Here is a 23,520-nt window from a genome sequence, read left to right on the forward strand (position 1 = left end):
CCGCGCCTCCGCCGCGCCTAGCCGCCGAGCTGGGCGCGGTACGCGTCCGCGCGGTACGGCAGGTCGAGCTCGTCGCGGCCCGCCGTGTCCGGGTGGCCGGCGAGGAGGGTCCGGACGTCGTCGAGGCGGCGCGCGCGCTCGTCGTCGGGGAGGACGATGACGCGGCTGATGGATCACGCGAGCGCCACCACGTCCTCCGCCGCCATGCGGTGGACGTGTGGGAAGGACGCGTGCTCCACGGGGCCGAAACCGGGGAACGGGCCGGGCTCGACGGCGCGGCCCGTGGAGCGTCCGCCCGGCTGGAGCAGCGCGTCGAGCTCGCGGACCCAGTCGACCTGCAGGTCCATGGCGTTCCAGACGATGCCGAGCAGGCCGCCGGGGCGGAGGACGCGCGCGGCCTCGCGGGCCGCGTCACCCGCGTCCATCCAGTGCCACGCCTGGGCGACCAGCACCGCGTCCTCCTGGCCGTCGTCGAGCGGCATCGACTCGCCGCTGCCGGCGCGCACGTCGACGTCCGGCGACGCCGGGGTGAGCACCGCGCGCATCCCGGCGTCCGGCTCGACCGCGGTGACCCGGAGCCCGCGGGCCGCGAGGAGCCGCGTGAGCTTCCCGGTCCCCGCGCCGAGGTCGACCACGCGGCGTGCCCCGGCGGGGAGCATCCAGGCGAGGGCGGCGTCGGGGTAGCCGGGACGGACCCGGTCGTACTGCGCGGCGACCGCGCCGAACGAGGCGGCGAGGGCGGCGTGGTCGGGCTGCGGGGCGGCGTCGGCGGTCATGCGCCCATCCTGGCCCGCGGCGCGGGCGGGTCGGGGGGTCCGAGTCCGGCGCGCGTCAGGCGAGCGTCTGGGCGAGACCGGCGCGGAGCGGATCCAGGGCCCGGCGCACCGCGTCCTCGAGCGGCCCACGGCCGACGCCCTCCCCCGCCCACGCGATCACGGCGGCGGCCGTCGTGGCGGCGAGCGAGGCGGCGGCGATCCGGACGGGCGCGGCCGACGCGCGGTGCGCGGACGCGCGCGCGAGCGCCTGGGCGACGGGATCCACGAGCGGCGCCGCGCGCGTCACGCCCTCCCCCGCGACGTCGGGGCCGAGGCCCATCACCTCGTGCTGCGTGAGGGCGAGCGGCAGCCAGCCCTCGCCGCGGGTGCGGGCGGCCCCGACGAGCGCGTCGACGACGGCGTCGACGGCCGGCACCCCCGGATCCGCGGACGCGAGCGCCTCGCCGAACGCGCGCAGCGTGTCGTCGAGGCCCGCCCACAGCAGGTCGGCCTTGGAGGCGAAGTAGTTGAAGAACGTGGCCCGGCTCACCCCGGCGCGCTGCGCGATCTGCTCCACGGTGGTCGCGGCGTACGTGTTCTCGAGGAAGAGCTCCGCGGCGGCCTCCTCGAGGGTCGCCCGGGACGAGCGGCGCGGGCGGCCGGCGGGACGGGCGGAGGTCATCCGCCCATCCTGGCGGATCCGGGTCGCCGGGTGCGCGTATTGTTGGACGCGGTACAGAAACCACCCGCACCAGCGCCCGAGCGGCGCGCACATCGGAAGCACCCATGATCCCCATCTCGCGCGCCCGCGCCCTCGCGGGCCTCGGCGCCCTCGCGGCGTCCGCCCTCGTCCTCTCCGGCTGCACATCGGACACCCCGGAGGCGTCGACCACGCCCGTCTCGGGCGGCACCCTCGTCTACGCGTCCGGCGACGCCGAGCCCGAGTGCCTCGACCCGCACGTGGGCGGCAACTACCCGCAGGCCCTCGTCTCATCCCAGTTCCTCGAGCCGCTCGTGTCGCTCGACGGGAAGGGCGGGATCACGCCGTGGCTCGCCGACAGCTGGACCTGGAGCGACGACGGCCTCGGCCTCACCCTCGAGCTCCGCGAGGGCGTCTCCTTCACCGACGGCACGCCGTTCGACGCGGAGGCCGTGATCGCGAACATCCGCCACGTGCAGGATCCCGCCACGCTCTCCTCCACCGGGTACCTCGCGCTGCAGGCGATCACCGAGGCCACCGCGGTCGACGCCTCGACCGTGCAGCTCACCCTCTCGACGCCCGACAGCGCCCTGCTCGAGTCGCTCTCGCAGCCGTGGCTCGCGATGGAGTCGCCCGCCGGGATCGCCCGCGGCACGGACGCGAACTGCGCCCAGCCCATCGGCACCGGCCCGTTCAGCGTCGAGCGCTGGGACCGCCAGCAGTCCATCTCGCTCGTGCGCAACGACGACTACTCCTCGCCGCCCGCGGACGCGGCCCACGAGGGCCCCGCCTACCTCGAGCGCATCGACTGGCGCTTCCTGCCCGACGCCGCCTCGCGCTACGCGGCCCTGCAGAGCGGCGAGGTCGACGTGATCGACAACGCGCAGCCCGACGCCATCGCGTCCGCGTCCTCGGCCGACACGCTCCGCGAGCTCGACGCCCCGCGGCCCGGCGCCTCCAACCGCATCGAGCTGAACTCGGGCCAGGCGCCCTTCGACGACGAGCGCGTGCGCGAGGCGTTCATCCGCTCGGCGGACGTCGACCCCGGCATCGCCGCGCTCTTCCAGGGCTCGGCCGAGCGCTCGCACTCGCCGCTCGCGAGCACCGAGCCCGCCGCCGTCTCCGACCCCGACCTGTTCGCCATCGACGCGGACCGCGCCGCCGAGCTCCTCGACGCGGCCGGCTGGTCGACGAAGGACGCCGACGGGATCCGCACGAAGGACGGCCAGCGGCTCACCCTCCGGTTCCCCGTGAGCACCAACCAGTCCATCCCCGCCGAGCAGTCGCTGTTCGAGCAGATCCAGGCGACGACCAAGGCCGTCGGCTTCGACGTGCAGCTGGAGCCCATGGACCTCGGCACCTGGTACGAGGCGCTCGGCGACGACGAGTACGAGCTGGTCAGCGCGCCGTACACGAAGGCCGGGCCGGACGTCCTCCGGATCCTCTACGACACCTCCGGCATCACGCCGGCGCCGAGCGGCTACTTCGCGAACCACGCGAAGGTGTCGGTGCCCGCGATCGACCAGGCGCTCGCCGAGGCGCGCTCCACGACGGACCTCGAGCGCCGGACGGAGCTCTACGCCGACGTGCAGGAGCGGGTCATGGCCGGGTACTGGATCCTGCCGCTCTACGACCAGCAGAACCACTTCCTGTCCGGCACGGCCGTCCAGGGACTCCGCGCCCTGCCGTCCGTCGCGACCCCGACGCTGTACGACACCTGGCTCGCCCGGTGACGAGGGCCCGCGCCCTCACCGCATCCGGCTCCCGTCGACCCGCGCTCCTGCGGGCCGTCGGGGCCCGGATCGGCGGCGCGGTCCTCGTGCTCTGGGCGGTCGCGACCGTCACGTTCCTCGCCGTCCGGCTGATCCCGGGCGACCCCGCGCAGGCGATCCTCGGCGGGCCGGGCTCGCAGGCGCCGGCCGAGGCGGTCGCCGCAGTGCGCGCCGAGTACGGGTTCGACCAGCCCCTCCTCGTGCAGTACCTCGCGCAGCTCGGCCGGCTCGCGCAGGGCGACCTCGGCCGCTCGTACGCCCTCCGCGAGGACGTCGCGGCGGTGCTCGCGCGGCAGCTGCCGGGCACGCTGCTGCTGGCGGTGCTCGCGCTCACCGTGGCGTGGATCCTCGCGCTCGGGCTCGCGCTCGTCTCCACGGGCGCGGGGCGCGTCGCCGGGGCGGTCGGCGCCGGCGTCGAGATCGTCGCCGCCTCGCTGCCGCACTTCTGGATCGGCGTGGTGCTGATCCTCGTGTTCTCCACCGGCCTCGGCTGGCTGCCGGCGGTCAGCGGATCCTCGCCCGCCGGCCTCGTGCTCCCCGTGCTGACGCTCGCCATCCCGCTCGCGGGGTTCCTCGGCCAGATCATGCGCGAGGCGCTCCTCGACGCGCTCGACTCCCCCTTCGCCCTCGCCGCCCGCGCACGCGGCGAGTCCGAGGCCGGGGTGCGCCTGCGGCACGCGCTCCGGCACGCCGCCGCCCCCGGCATCGCGCTGTCCGGGTGGGCCTTCGGGTTCCTCATCTCGGGCGCCGTCGTCGTGGAGCAGGTGTTCGCCCGCCCCGGCCTCGGCCGCACCGCGCTCTCGGCGGTCATGAGCCGCGACGTGCCGGTGATCGTCGGCGTCGTGCTCGTGGTCGCCGTGGTCTACATCGTGCTCACCGCGGTCACCGACCTGCTCGCGCGCCTCGTGGACCCGCGGCTCGTCGACGCGCGCACCGGACCGGTCCCGTCCGCGGCACCCGCCGGCGACCCCGCCGCGGCATCGCCCGCCACCCCCGCGGCGGCCGGCCGATGAGCGACCCCCGCGCCGAGACGCTGCTCGCCACCGCGCCCTCCCGGCCGCCCGTGCGGGTCCTCGCCATGGTCGGCACCGGCGGCGCCGCGCTCGTGGTCGTCCTGCTGCTCGCCGCGGCCCTCGCCCCCGGCCTCCTCGCGCCCGGCGACCCGCTCGCCATCGCGCCGGCCGAGGCCTTCCGCGCGCCCGGCCCCGGCCACCTCCTCGGCACCGACGAGTCCGGCCGCGACGTGCTCACGCGCGTCGTGCACGGCGCGGGACCCAGCCTCGTCATCGGCGTGAGCGCCACCGCGATCGGCCTGGGCCTCGGCGCCGTGCTCGGGCTCGCCGCCGCGCTCCTCGGCCGCGTCGCCGACTTCGCCGTCAACCGGGTGATCGAGGTCGTGTTCGCGTTCCCCGGGCTCCTGCTCGCCCTCTTCCTCATCGTGATCCTCGGCCCGGGCATCGGCAGCGCCACGCTCGCGGTCGGCATCTCGGCCGCGCCCGGCTACGCGCGGATCATCCGCGGGCGGGTCATGTCGGTGCGGCGCTCCGCGTACGTCGAGGCCGCCACCGTGCTCGGACGCCCGCCGCTCGTCGTGCTCGCCCGGCACATCCTGCCGAACACCGCCGCGCCGCTGTTCGTGCTCGGGACGCTCGGCGTCGGCCAGGCCATCGTGTGGGCCTCGTCGCTCAGCTACCTCGGGCTCGGGACGGTGCCGCCGAATCCCGAGTGGGGCGCGATGCTCGCCGCGGGCCGCACCTACATCGGCTCCGCGCCGTGGCTCACGGTCGTGCCGGGGCTCATGATCGTCCTCACCGCGACCGCGTCGACCGTGCTCGGCCGCGCGCTCGAGCGACGGGTGCGCGCCTCGTGAGCGGGCCCCACGACGTGCCGGGCGCCCCCGCGACGCCGCTCGCGCTCCGGGTCGAGGACCTCCGCGTCTCCTTCGGCGGCGAGGGCGTCGTCCACGGCGTCTCCCTGCGGATCGCGCCCGGCGAGTGCCTCGCGCTCGTCGGCACGTCGGGCTCCGGCAAGAGCGTCACCGCCCGGAGCCTGCTCGGCCTCGCGGGTCCCGGCGCGGACGTCCGCGCCGGCGTGCTCGAGATCGGCGGCCGCGACCTCCGCGACGCGGGCCCGCGCGAGTGGCGCGGCGTCCGCGGGACGGGCGTCGGCCTCGTGCTGCAGGACGCCCTCTCGTCGCTCGACCCGCTCCGGCCGATCGGCCGCGAGATCGGCGACGCGCTCCGCCTCCACGGGATGCGCGACGCCCGGGCCCGGCGGGCGCGCGTGCTCGAGCTGCTCGAGCGGGTCGGGATGCCGGATCCCGAGGTCCGCGTCCACCAGCGCTCCGGCGAGCTCTCGGGCGGCCTCCGCCAGCGTGCGCTGCTCGCGGCCGCCCTCGCGCTGGATCCGCCGCTCCTCGTCGCCGACGAGCCCACGACCGCGCTCGACGCCACGGTGCAGGCGCGGATCATCGACCTCCTCGCCGACCTCCGCACGCGCGGCCAGGCGACCCTCCTCGTGAGCCACGACCTCGCCGTCGTGGCGCGCCTCGCCGACCGCGTCGCGGTGATGCACGACGGCCGCATCGTGGAGGAGGGCCGGACGGCGGACGTCCTCCGCGCGCCCGCCCACCCCCGGACCCGCGCCCTCGTCGCCGCCGTGCCGACGGGGGTGCCCCGCGGCGTGCCGCTGTCGGCGGCGCGCCTCGAGGCCGCCTCCGCGCAGGCGGCCGCCTCCGCACACGCGACCTCCTCGACGTCCCCGTCCACGGCGGCATCCCCTCCCGGGGCCGCGACGCCGCCCGACGACCGCGTGGTCCTCCGCGCCTCGGGCCTCACCCGCTCCTACCGCGGTCCGGCTGGATCCGTCCGCACGGCCGTCGACGACGTGTCGCTCGAGGTCCGCCGCGGCCGCACCCTCGGCCTCGTCGGCGGGTCCGGCTCCGGCAAGACCACCGTCGCCCGGCTGCTGCTCGCGCTCGAGGAGCCCGACGCCGGTGACGTCACGCTCGACGGCGAGCCGTGGAGCGGGATCCCCGAGCGGGCGCGCCGCAGCCGCCGCCCGCGCGTCGGCGCCGTCTACCAGGACCCGCTCGCGTCGTTCGACCCGCGCTGGAGCGTCGACCGGATCCTCCGCGACGCCCTCGCCGTCGCGGGTCCCCCGGGCGTCGACGCCTTCGACTCGCCCGGCACCCTCCTCGCGCAGGTCGGCCTCGACCCGGCGCTCCTCGCCCGCCGCCCCGCGCGGCTCTCCGGCGGACAGCGTCAGCGCGTCGCCATCGCGCGCGCCCTCGCGGCCCGGCCCGACGTGCTGATCTGCGACGAGCCCGTCTCCGCGCTCGACATCGCGGTGCAGGCGCAGGTCCTCGACCTCCTCGACGAGCTGCAGCGGCGCCTCGGCCTCGGCCTCCTGCTCATCTCGCACGACCTCGGCGTCGTCGCCCACATGAGCGACGAAGTTGTGGTCATGGCCGACGGGCGCATCGTCGAGCGCGGATCCGCCGCCGACGTGCTCGAGCGCCCGACGCACCCCGTCACGCGGGCGCTCCTCGCGGCCGTCCCGCGGCTGGATCCCGGGGCCGCCCCGCGCTGACCGGCGGGACGGGCCGCGTCAGGCGCCGGCGTGCCGGTCGAGGAACGCGTACAGCTCCCGGTCGTCCACCCCGGGGAAGGACCCGCGCGGCAGCGGCGCGAGGATGTGCGCGTGCAGCCGGGCGCTCGGCCACGCGCGGTCGCGCCACCGGTCCGCGTCCTCCGGATCCGCCCGCCGGCAGCACGACTCGTCCGGGCAGCGCGACGCGCTCCGCGCCGTCGTCTCGCGGCCGCGGAACCACTTCGCGTGCGCGAACGGCACGCCGAAGGTGATCGAGTACTCGCCCTCGGCCGTGGAGCCGGTCTGCGTCGAGCACCAGAACGTGCCCGCGGGCGTGTCCGTGTACTGGTGGAACTCCGTGGTGCGGTTGGTGCGGTCGAACGCGCCGCGGGCCGCCCACTCCCGGCACACCGGCTGCCCCTCGACCGCGCCCGTGACGTCGACCGGCAGCGGCAGCCCGTCGTTCTCGTACGCCTTGTAGACCGCGCCGTCGCCGCCGACCCGGAGGAAGTGCACGCGGAGGTCGAGGTGCGTGGTGCTGATGTTCGTGAGCCGGAGCGCCGCCGCCTCGTGCGTCACGCCGAACGCGTCGCGGAAGTCCTCCACCGCGAGGTCCCGGCGCGCCTTGGCCTCGGCGAGGAACGCGACCGACTGGGTCAGCGGCATGAGGCACGCGGCCGCGAAGTAGTTGATCTCCAGCCGCTGACGCAGGAAGTCGGCGTAGCTCGCGGGCTCCTCGTGGCCGAGCACCCGGTGGGCCATCGCCTGCAGCGCCATCGAGCGGAGGCCGTGTCCGCCGGGGATGGACGCGGGCGGGAGGTAGATCCGCCCCTCGCCGATGTCCGTCACGGAGCGCGTGGAACGGGGCAGGTCGTCCACGTAGATGAGCTCGAAGCCGAGCCCCTCCGCCATCCGGCTGACGCTGCGGTGCGACAGGGCGCCGCTGCGGTGGCCGACGTCGGCGAGCATCCGCTCGGCCAGCTCCTCGATCGCGGGCAGGTGGTTGTCGCGCGCGCGCATCATGAGCCGCTGCTCCGTGTTCGCCCGCCTCGCCTCCTCGGGCGTCGCGATGGACTCGCGCGCGCGGCGGGCGAGCTCGCGATGCAGGCCGACGAGCGCCTCGAGCGTCTCCTGCGGCAGCGCGCGGCTCGCGGGCACGGCGGGGAGGCCGAGCCCGCCGTACAGGGACGAGCGCTGCGCCCGGTCGAGCTCGATCTCGAGCGCGGACCGGGCATCGGGGGCGTCGGCCGCGAGCAGGTGCGTGACGTCGACGCCGAGCGCCCCCGCGATCCGCCCGAGGGTCGAGAGGCGGGTCTCGCGCCGGCCGTTCTCGATCATGCTCAGCTGGCTCGGCAGGATCCCCGCGCGCTCCCCCAGCGCCTGCAGCGTGAGCCCCGCGCCCTTCCGCGCGTGCCGGATGCGGCGGCCGATGACGAGCTGGTCCATTCCTTCACCTCTCCGTGAACATCGGGGCTTCTTCACGCCGACGGATCCCCGAACCCCATCCTGACGCGCCGCAGGCTGGAACAACAGACCGATCGACGAGGACGGACCGACATGACCACCATCCAGGACGCACCCCCGCACACCGACGCCAGCCGCACGCGCGCCGTCGTCCCCGCCGGCCGCCCCGACGCGGCCGCCGTCGCCCCGACGCCCGGCACCGCGCCCCTCCCGCCCGGCGCCGCGGCCCCCGCGCACTGCCGCGACCCCCGCGTCGCCGACTGGGTCGCCGAGGTCGCGCGGCTCACGCTCCCCGACCGGGTCGTCTGGTGCACCGGCAGCGTCGCCGAGTACGACCGCCTCACGCGCCGCATGGTCGAGGACGGCACCCTCATCCGGCTGAACCCGGAGTGGCGGCCGCACAGCTTCCTCGCCCGCAGCGACCCGGCCGACGTCGCGCGCGTCGAGGACCGCACCTTCATCTGCTCGGCCGACCCCGCGGACGCGGGCCCCACCAACAACTGGCGCGACCCCGCGGAGACGCGTGCGGAGCTCCGCGACCTCTTCGCCGGATCCATGCGCGGCCGCACCCTCTACGTCGTCCCGTTCTCCATGGGCCCCCTCGGCGGCGCGATCTCGCAGCTCGGCGTGCAGATCACCGACAGCCCGTACGTCGTCGCGAGCATGGCGCTCATGACCCGCATGGGCGACGACGCGCTCCGCCTCATCGGCCCCGACACGGCGTGGGTGCGCGCGCTGCACGGCCTCGGCGCGCCCCTGGTCGACGACGCCGGCCGCCGCAGCCCCGACGTGCCGTGGCCGCACAACGCCGACAAGCGCATCTGCCACTTCCCCGAGGACCGCGAGATCATCTCGTTCGGCTCGGGCTACGGCGGCAACGCGCTCCTCGGCAAGAAGTGCTTCTCGCTGCGGATCGCCTCCGCCATGGCGCGCGACGAGGGCTGGCTGGCGGAGCACATGCTCCTCATCCGGATCACGAGCCCGGAGGGCCGCCGCTTCCACGTGGCGGCCGCCTTCCCGTCGGCCTGCGGCAAGACGAACCTCGCCATGCTCACGCCCTCGATCCCCGGCTGGACGGTGGAGACGCTCGGCGACGACATCGCCTGGCTCCGGCCCGACGCCGCCGGCCGCCTGCGCGCCGTGAACCCCGAGCGCGGCCTCTTCGGCGTCGCCCCCGGCACGGGGGAGGACACCAACCCCGTCGCCATGTCGACCGTGTGGGGCAACGCGATCTTCACCAACGTCGCCCTGCGCCCCGACGGCGACGTCTGGTGGGAGGGCATGACCCCGAGGCCGCCGGCCGGCCTCGTCGACTGGCGCGGGGAGCCGTGGTCGCCGGCCTCCGGCACGCCCGCCGCGCACCCGAACGCCCGCTTCACGGTGGGGATCGAGCAGTGCCCGTCGCTCGCGGACGACTGGGACGACCCGGACGGCGTGGTCGTGGACGCGATCCTGTTCGGGGGCCGCCGCGCCACGAACGTGCCGCTCGTCGCGGAGGCGGACGGCTGGGAGCACGCCGTCTTCGTCGGCGCGACCATGGCCTCCGAGCGGACGGCGGCGGCGGAGGGACGGGTGGGCGAGCTGCGGCACGACCCCTTCGCGATGCAGCCGTTCTGCGGCTACGACATGGCGGACCACTGGCGGCACTGGCTCGAGGTCGGCCGGGGGCTCGGCGACGGCGCGCCCCGCGTCTTCCAGGTCAACTGGTTCCGGAAGGGCGAGGACGGCTCCTTCCTCTGGCCGGGCTTCGGCGAGAACGCGCGCGTGCTCGAGTGGGTCGTGCGCCGGATCGAGGACCGCGTCCCCGTCCGCCCGTCCCCGGTCGGCGGCCTGCCGGTCCCCGAGGACCTCGACGTCGCCGGCCTCGACCTCGCGGACGGTGCGCTGGAGGAGCTCCTGGCGCTGGATCCCGCCCTCTGGCTCGAGGAGCTCGACGCCGTGGACGCCCACTTCGCCCGCTTCGGCGACCGCGTCCCCGCGGAGCTCACGGACCGCGTCCACGCGATGCGGCGCGCCTTCCGGGAGGCCGCCGCCGACGCGCCGGCACAGGCCCCCGCCTAGCCCGGCCGCCGGATGCGCGGGTCCCCGCCTGCCCCCGCATCCGGCCGCCGCGCCCCCATCCGGTAGCGTGAAGTCCGCACAGCAGGCACCTCACCATCGACACGGTGCCGTCCACATCGAGGGAACCGGAGCACGCATGGCAGACGAACGACGTCCGGACACCGTCGGAGGGGAGACCGGCCACATCGCCCGGGTCCCCGAGAAGCCGGCCCTCGAGGGCCTCGAGGCCAAGTGGGGCGACCGCTGGCAGGCGGACGGCACGTACGACTTCCGCCGCGACGAGGCCGCCGCCGGCACCGTCTTCTCCATCGACACCCCGCCGCCCACGGCGAGCGGATCCCTCCACATCGGGCACGTGTTCAGCTACACGCACACCGACGTGATCGCCCGGTACCGCCGCATGCGCGGCGAGAGCGTCTTCTACCCGCTCGGCTGGGACGACAACGGACTCCCCACCGAGCGCCGCGTGCAGAACTTCTACGGCGTCCGCTGCGACCCGACGCTCCCCTACGACCCCGGCTACCGGCCGTCCGAGACCGGCGGCACGTCGAAGCCCGGCGACCAGCAGCCCATCTCCCGCCGCAACTTCATCGAGCTGTGCGAGCGCCTCACCGAGGAGGACGAGAAGCAGTTCGAGGACCTCTTCCGCACGCTCGGCCTCAGCGTCGACTGGCGCCAGAGCTACCGCACCATCGGCGCCGAGGCGCAGGTCGCGTCGCAGCGCGCGTTCCTCCGGAACCTCGCCCGCGGCGAGGCGTACCAGGCCGACGCGCCCACGCTGTGGGACGTCACCTTCCGCACCGCGGTCGCGCAGGCCGAGCTCGAGGACCGCGAGCAGCCGAGCGCCTACCACCGCCTCGCGTTCCACCGCCCGGACGGCGACGTGATCATCGACACCACGCGCCCCGAGCTCCTCGCCGCGTGCGTGGCCCTCGTCGCGCACCCCGACGACGAGCGCTACCAGGGCCTGTTCGGCACGACCGTCACGACGCCCGTCTTCGGCGTCGAGGTCCCCGTGCTCGCGCACCACCTCGCGCAGCCCGACAAGGGATCCGGCATCGCGATGGTCTGCACCTTCGGCGACCTCAACGACGTGGTGTGGTGGCGCGAGCTGCAGCTCGAGAACCGCGCGATCGTCGGCTTCGACGGCCGCGTCGTCTCCGAGGCGCCCGCCGCGATCACCACCGACGCCGGCCGCGAGGCCTACGCCGCCATCGCCGGCAAGACGGTGTTCTCCGCCAAGGCCGCGATGGTCGAGCTCCTCACGGAGTCCGGCGAGCTGATCGGCGAGCCCCGCAAGATCACCCACCCCGTCAAGTTCTACGAGAAGGGCGACAAGCCCCTCGAGATCGTCTCGACCCGCCAGTGGTACATCCGCAACGGCGGCCGGGACGAGGAGCTGCGCCAGGGCCTCATCGGCCGCGGCCGCGAGATCGGCTTCGTCCCCGACTTCATGCGCGTGCGCTACGAGAACTGGGTCGGCGGCCTCAACGGCGACTGGCTCGTCTCCCGCCAGCGCTTCTTCGGCGTGCCGCTGCCCGTCTGGTACCCGCTCGACGCCGACGGCAACCCCGAGTTCGACCGCGCCATCACGCCGTCGGAGGACCAGCTGCCCGTCGACCCGTCCTCGGATGCCGCCCCCGGCTACTCCGAGGACCAGCGCGGCGTGCCCGGCGGCTTCCAGGGTGAGCTCGACGTGATGGACACCTGGGCCACCTCCTCCCTCACCCCGCAGCTCGCGGGCGGCTGGGAGCGCGACCCGGAGCTGTTCGACCTCGTCTTCCCGTTCTCGATGCGGCCGCAGGGCCAGGACATCATCCGCACGTGGCTCTTCTCCACGGTGCTGCGCGCCGAGCTGGAGCACGGCGACGCGCCCTGGCGGACGGCCGCGATCTCCGGCTGGATCCTCGACCCCGACCGCAAGAAGATGTCGAAGTCGAAGGGCAACGTCGTCACGCCCGCGGCCACGCTCGAGCAGTTCGGCTCCGACGCCGTGCGCTACTGGGCCGCGTCCGCGCGCCTCGGCGTCGACGCCGCGATGGACCCGCAGAACCCGACGCAGATCAAGATCGGCCGCCGGCTCGCGATCAAGGTCCTCAACGCCGCGAAGTTCATCCTGTCCTTCGAGGCGCCGGAGGGCGCGCGGGCGACCCACGCCATCGACGTCGGCATGCTCGCCGCCCTCGCCGAGGTCGTCGAGACCGCGACCACCGCGCTCGAGGAGTACGACCACGCCCGCGCGCTCGAGGTGACCGAGAGCTTCTTCTGGACCTTCTGCGACGACTACCTGGAGCTCGTCAAGGACCGCGCGTACTCCGCCGACGCCGACCCGGCCGACCGGGGATCCGCGGTCGCCGCCCTCCGCGAGGCCCTCGACGTGCTGCTGCGCCTGTTCGCGCCCTTCGTGCCGTTCGCGGCCGAGGAGGCCTGGAGCTGGTCGCACGACGGCTCGATCCACACCGCCGCCTGGCCGACCGCGCCGGCCCCGGACGCGCCGACGACCGGCGGAGCCGCGGACCCGCGGCTGCTGGCCCTCGCCGGCCGGGCGCTCGTCGGCATCCGCCGTGCCAAGACCGACGCCAAGGCCTCGCAGAAGACCCCCGTCGCCGAGGCGGTGGTGTCCGCGTCCGCCGAGGACATCCGCTCGCTCGAGCTGGTCGCCCGCGACCTGCGCGCCGTGGGCCGCATCACCGACCTGACGTTCATCGAGGGGGACGGCCCCGCCGTCGCCCGCATCACGCTCGCACCCGTCGAGCCCGAGGAGAACCGCGCATGACCATCTCGATCCGCCCCGTCCGCGACGGCGACTTCTTCCCCTGGTTCGACCTGTTCGCCGAGTACGCGGCGTTCTACGGCACCGAGCTGACCGACGACGCCGCGGTGCTGGCCTGGAGCCACCTCATCGACGACGCGCACGCGAGCTCGGCTCTCGTCGCGGTCGACGACGCGCACGAGGGCGCCCTCGTCGGCCTCGCGCACTCCCACCGCTTCTCGCGCCTCTCCCGCGGCACCGACGGCCTCCTGGTCGACGACCTGTACGTGCGGGAGGTGTCGCGTCGCCAGGGCGTGGGCGAGCAGCTGCTGGCCGCCGTCGCCGACGTCGCCCGCCGCGAGGGCGCGACGATGCTGCGCTGGATCACCGCGGAGGACAACGCCGACGCGCAGCGCCTCTACGACCGGGTCGCCCGGCGCACCACGTGGGTCACCTACGAGCAGGACGTCTGATGCAGCTCGGCACGCGCTGGCCCATCGGCGGCACCGCCCCGGCGGACCTGCCCGAGGTCGTCCTCCTCGCGGTGAAGACGGTCGAGAAGGACATCGTCGACCTCGCCACCGACACGTCCCAGTGGCGCTGGACCCTCACCTGGCTCGAGCGGAAGCCCGTCGTCGAGCTCGACGACGGCACCGTGATCCGCTACGACCCGGTCGAGGACGCCGCGACCATCACGATCCCCGGCGAGTCGACGGACGACCCCTTCGACGACTGAGGCGTCCCGCACGACCCGCTCCGCGACGGACGCGCCGGCCCTCGGGCCGGCGCGTCCGTCGCGTGCGGGGCGGCGTGCCCGTCGGCGTCAGCGGCGCGCGAGGATCTCCCCGTGCGGCATCGCGAGGAACCCGTCCGCGTCGGCTGCCCAGGCCTGCCACCCGGCCCGGATGGCCTGCAGGTCGTCGTCGCTCGCGAAGCCGCCCTCGAGCGCCTGGCCGGCGAACGACGAGGCGACCGCCCGATCGGCCCACGCGCCGCCCCACCACGCGCGCTCGTCGTCGGACGAGAAGCACCACACGGATGCGCTCGACGCGATGTCGGTGAAGCCGGCCGCCCGCGCCCACGCCTTGAGACGGGATCCGGCGTCGGGCTCCCCGCCGTTCGCGCGGTGCACCGGCAGGTAGACGTCGGCCCACAGGCGGAGGCCGTCGGTCTCCGGGAACAGCGCGACCTTCGAGTAGATGACGTCGCGGGCCGCGACGAGCCCGCCGGGGCGCGTGACGCGGCGCATCTCCGCCAGGGCGCGGACGGGATCGGCGACGTGCTGCAGCACCTGGTGGGCGTGGACGACGTCGAAGGAGGCGTCGGCGTAGGGCAGCTCGTACACGGATCCCGTGACGAACGCGACGTTCGCGGTGCCGCGGGTCGCGGCCAGCTCGGACGCCTGCCGCACGACGTCCTCCGACATGTCGAGCCCCACGACGCGGCCGGGCGCCACGGCGTCGGCGAGCTCCACCGTGATCGTTCCGGGTCCGCTCCCGACGTCCAGGACGTCGAGGCCCGGCCGGAGGTGCGGTTCCAGGTAGGCGGCGGAGTTCCGCACGGTGCGCGCGCTGTGCACGCGGAGGACGCTCTCGTGGTGGCCGTGGGTGTATCGCTCGCTGTTCACCCTCCGAGCCTAGGTCGGCGCCCGGCCTAGGCTCGCCGTATGACGACGTCCCCGAACCCCTTCCTCGAGCCGAGCTCGCTCCCCTACGGCATGCCCCCGTTCGCCGACATCCGCGAGGAGCACTTCCGCCCCGCGTTCCAGGCCGGCATCGCCGAGCACCTCGCGGAGGTGCGGGCCATCGCGGGATCCACGGAGCCGCCCACGTTCGAGAACACCCTCGTCGCGCTGGAGCGCTCCGGCCGCGTCCTCGACCGCGTCGGCCACGTCTTCTTCACGCTCTCGTCGGCCGACAGCTCCCCCTTCACGCGCGAGCTCGACGCGGAGATCGCGCCCGAGCTCGCCGCGCACGAGGACGCGATCCGCCTCGACTCCGCCCTCTACGCCCGCATCCGCGCGGTGCACGACGCCCGACACGACTCCGGCCTCGACGCCGAGTCCGTCTACCTCGTCGAGCGGTACCTCGCCGAGTTCACGGTGGCGGGCGCCGGCCTCGACGACGCCGCGAAGGACCGCCTGCGCGACCTGAACCGCCGCCTGTCCACGCTCACCACGCGCTTCGAGTCGAACCTGCTCGAGGACACGAACGACCTCGCCGTGGTCGTGGACGACCCGGCCGAGCTCGACGGCCTGGGCGCGGGCGCCGTCGCGGCGGCCGCGCAGGCCGCCGCCGACCGCGGGCTCGAGGGCAAGCACCTCATCACGCTGGTGCTCCCGACCGGGCACCCGTACCTGTCGCAGCTCACCGACCGCGGGCTGCGCCGACGGATCATGGAGGCGTCGCTCGCCCGTGGCGCCCGCGGGAACGCGCACGACAACCGCCCGCTCGTGCTCGAGATCACGCGGCTCCGCGCCGAGCGCGCCGCCCTGCTCGGGTTCCCGAGCCACGCGGCCGCGGTCACCGCGGACCAGACGGCGCGCACGCCCGAGGCGGTGGCGGACATGCTGGGCCGCCTCGCTCCCGCCGCAGCCCGCAACGCCCGGGCCGAGGCTGTGGAGCTGCAGCGCGTCATCGACCGGACCCAGGAGGAGCGCGGCGAGCCGACGTTCGAGCTGGCCGCCTGGGACTGGGCGCTCTACAGCGAGAAGGTGCGCACGGAGCGCTACGACGTCGACACCGAGCGCATGCGCCCGTACCTCGAGTCCGAGCGCGTCCTCCAGGACGGCGTGTTCCGCGCCGCGACCCTGCTCTACGGCGTCAGCTTCTCGGAGCGCCCCGACATCGTCTCCTACCACCCGGACGCCCGCGTCTTCGAGGTCCGTGACGAGGACGACTCACCCGTCGGCCTGTACGTCCTCGACCTGCACACGCGCGACTCGAAGCGCGGCGGCGCGTGGATGAACCCGCTCATCTCGCAGAGCGACCTCCTCGACACGCCCACGGTCGTCCTCAACAACCTCAACGTGCCGAAGCCGCCCCCGGGACAGCCGACGCTCCTCAGCTACGACGAGACGAACACGCTCTTCCACGAGTTCGGGCACGCCCTGCACGGGCTCTTCGCCCGCGTCACTTACCAGCGCTTCGCCGGCACCAACGTGTTCCGCGACTTCGTCGAGTTCCCGAGCCAGGTGAACGAGATGTGGATGCTGTGGCCGGAGATCCTCGCCTCGTACGCCGTGCACCACGAGACCGGCGAGCGGATGCCCGACGAGCTGGTCGCCGCCGTGCAGGCGTCGAGCGCGTTCAACGAGGGCTTCCTCACGAGCGAGTACCTGGGCGCCGCGCTGCTCGACCAGGCGTGGCACCGGATCGGCGTCGACGACGTGGTCGAGGACGTGGACGCGTTCCAGGCCGACGCCCTCGCCTCCGTCGGCCTCGACGTGCCGGCCGTCCTCCCCCGCTACGCGTCGAGCTACTTCCAGCACACCTTCGCGGGCGGCTACGACGCCGGCTACTACTCGTACATCTGGAGCGAGGTCCTCGACGCCGACACCGTCGAGTGGTTCCACGAGAACGGCGGCCTGACGCGCGCGAACGGCGACCGGTTCCGTTCGCGCCTCCTCGGCGTCGGCGGATCGAAGGACCCGCTGGAGGCGTACCGCGACTTCCGCGGCCGCGACGCCGTGATCGAGCCGCTGCTCGAGCGCCGCGGTCTCGCTGACTGATCCGCCGCGCGACACGACGAGAGCGCCGCATGCCTCACGGGGTGCGGCGCTCTCGTCGTCCGGCCCGTCGGCGGCCCGGGCGGATCAGGCGGACTTCTCCGCGCGGAGCATCGAGGCGCGCGGCACGATCGTGGGCGCGGCGTTCTGCACGACCGACTCGCGGGTGATGACGACGCGGCCCACCTCGTCGTCCGAGGGGATGTCGAACATGACCGGCCCGAGCACCTCCTCGAGGATGGCCCGGAGGCCGCGGGCGCCCGTCTGGCGGAGGACGGCGAGGTCGGCGATGGACTCCAGGGCGCCCTGCTCGAACTCCAGCTCCACGCCGTCGAGCTCGAACATCCGCTGGTACTGGCGCACGAGCGCGTTGCGCGGCTTGGTGAGGATCTCCATGAGCGCGCGCTGGTCGAGCTGCGTGACCGTCGTGACGACGGGGAGGCGCCCGATGAACTCGGGGATGAGCCCGAACTTGTGGAGGTCCTCCGGGAGCACCTCGCCGAACACGTCGGCGTTGACGTCCTTGCGGTGCAGCGGGGCCCCGAAGCCGATGCCCTTCTTGCCGGCGCGCTGGCTGATGATGTCCTCGAGGCCCGCGAACGCGCCGGCCACGATGAACAGCACGTTGGTCGTGTCGACCTGAATGAACTCCTGGTGCGGGTGCTTGCGTCCGCCCTGCGGCGGCACCGAGGCCACGGTGCCCTCGAGGATCTTCAGCAGCGCCTGCTGGACGCCCTCGCCCGACACGTCGCGGGTGATGCTCGGGTTCTCGGCCTTGCGCGCGATCTTGTCGACCTCGTCGATGTAGATGATGCCCGTCTCGGCGCGCTTCACGTCGTAGTCCGCCGCCTGGATGAGCTTGAGGAGGATGTTCTCCACGTCCTCGCCCACGTAGCCGGCCTCGGTGAGGGCGGTCGCGTCCGCGACGGCGAACGGCACGTTGAGCCGCTTCGCCAGCGTCTGCGCGAGGTACGTCTTGCCGCAGCCGGTCGGGCCGATGAGGAGGATGTTGCTCTTGGCGATCTCGATCTCGTCGCCGACCGTCTCGGCCGGCCCGATGGTGCCGACGGCGCGGACGCGCTTGTAGTGGTTGTAGACCGCGACGGACAGCGCGCGCTTGGCGGCCTCCTGCCCGATGACGTACTCGTCGAGGAAGCCGAAGATCTCCTTCGGCTTGGGGAGGTCGAACTCGCCCGTGGTCTCCTCGCTGGCCTCGGCCAGGCGCTCCTCGATGATCTCGTTGCAGAGCTCCACGCACTCGTCGCAGATGTAGACGCCCGGTCCTGCGATCAGCTGCTGGACCTGCTTCTGGCTCTTCCCGCAGAAGGAGCACTTGAGCAGATCCGCGCTCTCGCCGATGCGTGCCATGGAAGCCTCCCCGAAGTCGTGCGGTGTTCCACGAGCCTAACCCGTGCATCGGACATGGCCCGGACCCCTGGGAGCACGGCCCGTCGCGTGGTATCCGTCACACGGCGCAACAGTCCAGGTGCGCGGCGGCATCCGCACCCACCATGTCCGCATGACCGATGACACCGCCCCCGCATCCCCCGACGCGCTGTCCTTCGCCTACTGGGTCCCGAACGTCTCGGGCGGCCTCGTGACGAGCGACATCGAGCAGCGCACCCACTTCGACTTCGACTTCAACGTCCGCGTCGCGCAGCTCGCCGAGCGCAGCGGGTTCGACTACGCGCTGAGCCAGGTGCGGTACGCCGCCTCCTACGGCGCCGACCAGCAGCACGAGTCGACGTCGTTCTCGCTCGGCCTCCTGCTCGCGACCGAGCGCCTCAAGGTCATCGCCGCCGTGCACCCCGGCCTCTGGCACCCGGGCGTGCTCGCGAAGTGGATCATCACGGCCGACCACATGTCGCACGGCCGTGCCGCCGTCAACGTCGTCTCGGGCTGGCTCAAGGACGAGTTCGTGGGGTTCGGCGAGCCGTGGCTGGAGCACGGGGAGCGCTACCGCCGCACCGAGGAGTTCATCCGCGTGCTGCGCGGCCTCTGGACGGAGCAGGACTTCACGCACCTCGGCGACTTCTACCGGATCCACGACTTCACGCTGAAGCCGCCGCCCGTCGCCGTCCCGGGGCGCGCGCACCCGGAGATATTCATGGGCGGCAACAGCACCGACGCCCGGCAGATGGGCGGGCGCGTGACGGACTGGTACTTCTCCAACGGCAAGGACTTCGCGGGCTTCGAGGATCAGCGCGACGACGTGCTCGCCTCCGCGCGCGCGGCGGGCCGCACGGACCGCGTGCGGTTCGGCCTGAACGGCTTCGTCATCGCGCGCGACACCGAGCGGGAGGCCCAGGACGTGCTGGAGGAGATCATCGCGAAGGCGAACCCCGACGCCGTCGAGGGCTTCCGCCAGGCGGTGAAGCAGGCGGGCTCGTCCACCGGGGACGGCAAGGGCATGTGGTCCGACTCCACGTTCCGCGACCTCGTCCAGTACAACGACGGGTTCCGGACGGGCCTCATCGGCACCCCGGAGCAGATCGCCCGCCGCATGGTCGAGTACCGCAAGCGCGGGGTGGACCTGCTGCTGCTCGGCTTCCTGCACTACCTCGAGGACATCGAGGACTTCGGCACGCGGATCCTGCCCATCGTCCGGGAGCTCGAGCGCGAGGCGATCGAGCGCGGGGAGATCGCGGAGCCGGCGGCCTGACGCGTCCGGACGCGCGGAGAGGGGCGGTCGGCTCGAGCCGACCGCCCCTCTCGTCCATGCGGGCCTAGCGGGCGGGGAGCGCCGCCGTCAGGTTCTTGCGCGAGGTGAGCACCTGGTCGATGAGACCGTACTCGAGCGCCTCGTTCGCGCCGAGGATCTTGTCGCGCTCGATGTCGCGGTTGATCTGGTCGCGGTCGCGGTTGGTGTGGCTCGCGAGCGTGTCCTCGAGCCAGGAGCGCATGCGCATGATCTCCGCCGCCTGGATCTCGATGTCGGACGCCTGTCCGCCGCTCGACTCGCCCGTGGCGGGCTGGTGGATGAGCACGCGCGCGTTGGGGAGCGCGAGGCGCTTCCCGGGCGCGCCGCCCGCCAGCAGCACGGCGGCCGCGGACGCCGCCTGGCCGAGGCAGACGGTCTGGATCTGCGGCGAGACGTACTGCATCGTGTCGTAGATCGCCGTCATGGCCGTGAAGGAGCCGCCGGGCGAGTTGATGTACATGACGATGTCGCGGTCGGGGTCCATCGACTCCAGCACGAGCAGCTGGGCCATGACGTCGTCCGCGGACGCGTCGTCGACCTGCACGCCGAGGAAGATGATGCGGTCCTCGAAGAGCTTCGCGTACGGGTCCTGGCGCTTGTAGCCGTAGGCCGTGCGCTCCTCGAAGCTGGGGAGGATGTACCGCGACGACGGGCTCGTGGCGGTGGAGCCGGCGCTGCGGGCGCCGCCGAAGGTGGGGAGTTCCATGTTCTCTTCTCTTACCTGTCTTCTCTGTCGCGGGCTCTAGGAGGTCTCGGTGCCGCCGCCGCCGATGACGTCGGTCGCCGACTCGCGGATGTGGTCGACGAAGCCGTACTCGAGGGCCTCCTGGGCGGTGAACCAGCGGTCGCGGTCGCCGTCCTCGTTGATTTGCTCGGCCGTCTTGCCGGTCTGGCCCGCGGTGATCTCGGCGAGGCGCTGCTTCATCGAGAGGATGAGCTGGGCCTGCGTCTGGATGTCGCTCGACGTTCCGCCGAATCCGCCGTGGGGCTGGTGCAGCAGGACGCGCGCGTTCGGCGTGATGTAGCGCTTGCCCTTGGTGCCGCTCGTGAGGAGCAGCTGGCCCATGGACGCGGCCATGCCGATGCCGACCGTGACGATGTCGTTGGGGACGAACTGCATGGTGTCGTAGATGGCCATTCCCGCGGTGATGGAACCGCCGGGCGAGTTGATGTACAGGAAGATGTCCTTCTCGGAATCCTCCGCCGCCAGCAGCAGGATCTTCGCGCAGATCTCGTTCGCGTTGTCGTCGCGGACCTCGGATCCGAGCCAGATGATGCGGTCCTTCAGCAGTCGGTCAAAAACACCGGGTACCAGTGTCGGTTCGGCCATTGTTCGAGCTCCCATTCATTCGTCGCTTCGAGTCATGAATCTATCGGAGCGGCATCGCCCCGATCGCCGTGTTCGCCGCGGGCGGAGCGCACAGCCGCCGCAGGCGGAGCGCACAGCCGCCGCGGGCGGAGCGCACGGCCGCCGCGGGCGGAGCGGGGCCGTCGCCGGACGCACGAGGGCCCGGGGAGCGTGTGCTCCCCGGGCCCTCGTGGTGCGGGACGCGCTGGGCGTCCCGCGGATGCGACTACTCGGAGTCGGCGGCCTTCTCGGCGGCCTTCTTCTTCGCGGGCGCCTTCTTCTTCGGCTTCTCGACGGGCGCCTCCTCGGCGGCGGGGGCCGCGGCCTCCTCCTCCGCGGGAGCGTCGGCGACGACGGCCTCGGCGTCCGCGTCGGCGGGCTCCTCGACGACGGCGTCGGCGTCGCGCACGACGGGCTGCGTGAACTCGGTGACGTCGACGGCCTTGCCGTCCGCGTCCACGACCTTCGCCTTGTCGAGCACGACCGCGAGGGCCTTGTTGCGCGCGACCTCGCCGACCATGGCGGGGATCTGGTTGTTCTGCTGCAGGACCTGGACGAACTCGTTCGGCTCCATGTTGTACTGCTGCGCACCCTGGATGAGGTACTGGGTCAGCTCGTCCTGGCTGACCTTCAGCTCCTCCTTCTCGGCGATGACGTCGAGGAGCAGCTGCTGGCGGAACGCCTTCTCGCTGGACTCCTTGACCTCGGCGCGGTGCACGTCGTCCTCGAGGCGGTTCTCGTTCTCGAGGTGGCGGTGCACCTCGTCCTCGACGAGCTTCTCGGGGACGGGGATCTCGACGCCCTCGAGGAGCTTGTCGACGATCTGGTCGCGGGCCTGAGTGACCTGGCCGAAGACCTTGGACTTGCCGACCTGGACCTTGAGGTCCGCGCGCAGCTCGTCGATGGTGTCGAACTCGCTGGCGATCTGCGCGAAGTCGTCGTCGGCCTCGGGCAGCTCGCGCTCCTTGACGGACTGGACGGTCACGGCGATCTCCGCGGTCTCGCCCTCGTTGTCGCCGCCGAGGAGCTTCGACTCGAAGGTCGTGCTCTCGCCGGCGGTGAGGGACTCGAGGGCCTCGTCGATGCCCTCGATGAGGTCGCCCGAGCCGAGCTCGTAGGAGATGCCGCTCGCGGTGTCGACGGCGTTGCCGGCGATGGTGGCGGTGAGGTCGATCTGGACGAAGTCGCCCGTCTTGGCGGGGCGGTCGACCGTGATCAGCGTGCCGAAGCGGCTGCGGAGGCTGTCGAGCTCGGTGCCGACCTCGTCGTCGGTGACCTCGACGGAGTCCACCGTGAGCTCGAGGCCCTCGTAGGCGGGCAGCTCGAACTCGGGGCGGACGTCGACCTCGATCTCGAGCAGCAGCTCGCCGGTGAGGTCCTTGCCGGGCCACTCCTTGACGTCCGCCTCCGGGCGGCCGAGGGGGCGGATGTCCGTTTCCTTCACGGCGGCCTGGTAGAAGCCGTCCATGCCGTCGTTGACGGCGTGCTCCAGCACGGCCTCGCGGCCGACGCGCTGGTCGATGATGGCGGGCGGCACCTTGCCCTTGCGGAAGCCGGGGATGTTGACCTGCTCGGCGATGTGGCCGTATGCGTGGTCGATGTGCGGCTTCAGGTCTTCGGGGGTCGCAGAGATCGCGAGCTTGACGCGCGTGGGGCTCAGCTTTTCGACCGTGGTCTTCACGTGTGGAGTTCTCCTGTAATCGCGGTACGCGCCTCGGCTGAGACGGCATTTCGTCGTCGGGGATGTGGTCGGGGCGACAGGACTCGAACCTGCGGTCTTCCGCTCCCAAAGCGGACGCGCTAGCCACTACGCTACGCCCCGGCTGCCACGCATTCCCTCGGCCGAGGCGGGCGCCGTGCGCCTCGACGTGCAGGCGCGCGGAAGCCGATCCGACCGTGGCACAGCCTATCCGACTCGTGCCGGGCGCTGGTCACCGGTGGCGGGAGGCTGCGCTACGCTGGATCCCGCGCATCCGGCGCACGGCCCCTCGGGGGCGGCGGTGCCGGCATCGCGGGGATGTAGCTCAATGGTAGAGCCTCAGTCTTCCAAACTGATCACGCGGGTTCGATTCCCGTCATCCCCTCTCCTGCCCCTCGTGCGGCTCCTCCTGTCAGGTCATCCCCGGCCCCTGCATCGACGCGTCGCTCGTCGCCGTCCGTCCCCTCCTCCCCAGGTCCTCGCCACGGAGGCGGCCCCCGTTCGGGGTCGCACGGCCCCTCGGCGACCGGCTTGCCGATAGCGTCCTGAGCGGCGGCCGGGGGCGGATCGCCCACGGAGCGAGGGGGCGGCATGGTCACGGAGGACGCGGGCGCGGCGCGGTGGACGGATCGGTCATGGCCGGCCAGCCCGGAGCACCTCCTCCGCACCGACCTCTGCCCCGCGTGCTTCGCCCCTCTCGGCGCCCTGGTCTGCGCGCGATGCGGGCTCGACGTAAGGGCACCCGAGGCCGCCGAGGTGCTGGCCGCCTCGCAGGGCATCGTGCGTCTCGCCCGGGATCGGGATCGACTCCTCGGCTCGATGCGGGGATGGGCCGCGGCCCGGCTCGCCGTGACGGCTCCGGCGGCCTCGACGGCCTCGGTCGCCTCGACGGGAGCGGCGGCATCACCTGCCGCAGCGCCAGCGGAAGCGCCAGCGGCGTCGCCCCCGCC

Annotated in this window: 18 protein-coding genes and 2 tRNA genes; 11 read left to right on the forward strand and 9 right to left on the reverse strand. The window is 73.6% G+C overall.

The window, feature by feature from the left end; all coding sequences use genetic code 11:
* Nucleotides 1–173: 173 nt before the first annotated feature.
* Both QFZ62_RS03030 and QFZ62_RS03035 read right to left on the reverse strand, forming a co-directional pair.
* Nucleotides 174–776 carry a class I SAM-dependent methyltransferase gene (locus tag QFZ62_RS03030; RefSeq protein WP_307501508.1) on the reverse strand — a complete coding sequence of 201 codons (603 nt, stop codon included), beginning with the start codon at nucleotides 774–776 and terminating at the stop codon, nucleotides 174–176.
* Nucleotides 777–831: 55 nt separating this feature from the next.
* The gene (locus tag QFZ62_RS03035) at nucleotides 832–1,437 is read right to left on the reverse strand and encodes a TetR/AcrR family transcriptional regulator (RefSeq protein WP_307501510.1); all 606 of its coding nucleotides are present in this window, start codon (nucleotides 1,435–1,437) and stop codon (nucleotides 832–834) included.
* Nucleotides 1,438–1,541: 104 nt separating this feature from the next.
* On the opposite strand from QFZ62_RS03035, the gene QFZ62_RS03040 reads away from it, so the two are divergent.
* From QFZ62_RS03040 to QFZ62_RS03055, 4 genes are read left to right on the forward strand one after another with little or no spacing between them, the layout of a single operon-like run.
* Nucleotides 1,542–3,188, forward strand: a complete 1,647-nt coding sequence (locus QFZ62_RS03040) for an ABC transporter substrate-binding protein (RefSeq protein ID WP_307501513.1) — start codon at nucleotides 1,542–1,544, stop codon at nucleotides 3,186–3,188.
* The gene (locus tag QFZ62_RS03045) at nucleotides 3,185–4,240 is read left to right on the forward strand and encodes an ABC transporter permease (RefSeq protein ID WP_307501515.1); all 1,056 of its coding nucleotides are present in this window, start codon (nucleotides 3,185–3,187) and stop codon (nucleotides 4,238–4,240) included. The genes QFZ62_RS03040 and QFZ62_RS03045 overlap by 4 nt, the downstream gene beginning before the upstream one ends.
* Nucleotides 4,237–5,097 (forward strand): ABC transporter permease, encoded by an 861-nt coding sequence (locus QFZ62_RS03050; RefSeq protein ID WP_307501518.1) that lies wholly within the window; start codon nucleotides 4,237–4,239, stop codon nucleotides 5,095–5,097. Before QFZ62_RS03045 ends, QFZ62_RS03050 begins: the two co-directional genes overlap by 4 nt.
* Nucleotides 5,094–6,818, forward strand: a complete 1,725-nt coding sequence (locus tag QFZ62_RS03055) for an ABC transporter ATP-binding protein (protein ID WP_307501522.1) — start codon at nucleotides 5,094–5,096, stop codon at nucleotides 6,816–6,818. Before QFZ62_RS03050 ends, QFZ62_RS03055 begins: the two co-directional genes overlap by 4 nt.
* 18 nt (nucleotides 6,819–6,836) lie before the next feature.
* On the opposite strand, the gene QFZ62_RS03060 is transcribed toward QFZ62_RS03055, so the two are convergent.
* Entirely contained in the window at nucleotides 6,837–8,264 is a 1,428-nt protein-coding gene (locus tag QFZ62_RS03060) for a helix-turn-helix domain-containing protein (RefSeq protein ID WP_307501525.1), read from the reverse strand.
* Between the two features lie 111 nt (nucleotides 8,265–8,375).
* Here QFZ62_RS03060 and QFZ62_RS03065 point away from each other — a divergent pair, with 111 nt between their 5' ends.
* From QFZ62_RS03065 to QFZ62_RS03080, 4 genes are all read left to right on the forward strand, one after another.
* Complete coding sequence (locus tag QFZ62_RS03065) at nucleotides 8,376–10,343, forward strand: phosphoenolpyruvate carboxykinase (GTP) (protein WP_307501528.1); 1,968 nt, start codon at nucleotides 8,376–8,378, stop codon at nucleotides 10,341–10,343.
* A gap of 136 nt (nucleotides 10,344–10,479) precedes the next feature.
* Nucleotides 10,480–13,119: a valine--tRNA ligase gene (gene valS / locus QFZ62_RS03070; RefSeq protein ID WP_307501531.1), complete on the forward strand. Its 2,640-nt coding sequence runs from the start codon at nucleotides 10,480–10,482 to the stop codon at nucleotides 13,117–13,119.
* Nucleotides 13,116–13,568, forward strand: coding sequence for a GNAT family N-acetyltransferase (locus QFZ62_RS03075; protein ID WP_307501534.1), 453 nt, complete (start codon nucleotides 13,116–13,118; stop codon nucleotides 13,566–13,568). The genes valS and QFZ62_RS03075 overlap by 4 nt, the downstream gene beginning before the upstream one ends.
* The gene (locus tag QFZ62_RS03080) at nucleotides 13,568–13,831 is read left to right on the forward strand and encodes a hypothetical protein (RefSeq protein ID WP_307501537.1); all 264 of its coding nucleotides are present in this window, start codon (nucleotides 13,568–13,570) and stop codon (nucleotides 13,829–13,831) included. Before QFZ62_RS03075 ends, QFZ62_RS03080 begins: the two co-directional genes overlap by 1 nt.
* Nucleotides 13,832–13,918: 87 nt before the next feature.
* Here QFZ62_RS03080 and QFZ62_RS03085 read toward each other — a convergent pair whose 3' ends face one another.
* Entirely contained in the window at nucleotides 13,919–14,722 is an 804-nt protein-coding gene (locus QFZ62_RS03085) for a methyltransferase domain-containing protein (protein WP_307501540.1), read from the reverse strand.
* 39 nt (nucleotides 14,723–14,761) lie between these two features.
* Here QFZ62_RS03085 and QFZ62_RS03090 point away from each other — a divergent pair, with 39 nt between their 5' ends.
* Entirely contained in the window at nucleotides 14,762–16,825 is a 2,064-nt protein-coding gene (locus tag QFZ62_RS03090; RefSeq protein WP_307501543.1) for a M3 family metallopeptidase, read from the forward strand.
* An 84-nt stretch (nucleotides 16,826–16,909) separates the two neighbouring features.
* On the opposite strand, the gene clpX is transcribed toward QFZ62_RS03090, so the two are convergent.
* Nucleotides 16,910–18,190 (reverse strand): ATP-dependent Clp protease ATP-binding subunit ClpX, encoded by a 1,281-nt coding sequence (gene clpX, locus QFZ62_RS03095; RefSeq protein WP_307501545.1) that lies wholly within the window; start codon nucleotides 18,188–18,190, stop codon nucleotides 16,910–16,912.
* A gap of 151 nt (nucleotides 18,191–18,341) precedes the next feature.
* On the opposite strand from clpX, the gene sfnG reads away from it, so the two are divergent.
* The gene (gene sfnG, locus QFZ62_RS03100) at nucleotides 18,342–19,484 is read left to right on the forward strand and encodes a dimethylsulfone monooxygenase SfnG (RefSeq protein ID WP_307501548.1); all 1,143 of its coding nucleotides are present in this window, start codon (nucleotides 18,342–18,344) and stop codon (nucleotides 19,482–19,484) included.
* 64 nt (nucleotides 19,485–19,548) lie between these two features.
* Here sfnG and QFZ62_RS03105 read toward each other — a convergent pair whose 3' ends face one another.
* The 4 genes from QFZ62_RS03105 to QFZ62_RS03120 all read right to left on the reverse strand — a co-directional run bounded on the left by QFZ62_RS03105 (nucleotide 19,549) and on the right by QFZ62_RS03120 (nucleotide 22,693).
* Nucleotides 19,549–20,229: an ATP-dependent Clp protease proteolytic subunit gene (locus QFZ62_RS03105; RefSeq protein ID WP_307501550.1), complete on the reverse strand. Its 681-nt coding sequence runs from the start codon at nucleotides 20,227–20,229 to the stop codon at nucleotides 19,549–19,551.
* A 36-nt stretch (nucleotides 20,230–20,265) separates the two neighbouring features.
* Complete coding sequence (locus QFZ62_RS03110; protein ID WP_307501553.1) at nucleotides 20,266–20,853, reverse strand: ATP-dependent Clp protease proteolytic subunit; 588 nt, start codon at nucleotides 20,851–20,853, stop codon at nucleotides 20,266–20,268.
* Between the two features lie 244 nt (nucleotides 20,854–21,097).
* Nucleotides 21,098–22,552: a trigger factor gene (tig, locus tag QFZ62_RS03115; RefSeq protein ID WP_307501556.1), complete on the reverse strand. Its 1,455-nt coding sequence runs from the start codon at nucleotides 22,550–22,552 to the stop codon at nucleotides 21,098–21,100.
* Nucleotides 22,553–22,617: 65 nt separating this feature from the next.
* Nucleotides 22,618–22,693, reverse strand: a tRNA-Pro gene (locus QFZ62_RS03120).
* 191 nt (nucleotides 22,694–22,884) lie between these two features.
* Here QFZ62_RS03120 and QFZ62_RS03125 point away from each other — a divergent pair.
* Nucleotides 22,885–22,955 (forward strand) — tRNA-Gly (locus tag QFZ62_RS03125).
* The last annotated feature ends 565 nt before the right edge of the window (nucleotides 22,956–23,520 follow it).

The sequence above is a fragment of the Clavibacter sp. B3I6 genome, from assembly GCF_030816895.1.
Classification (GTDB): domain Bacteria; phylum Actinomycetota; class Actinomycetes; order Actinomycetales; family Microbacteriaceae; genus Clavibacter.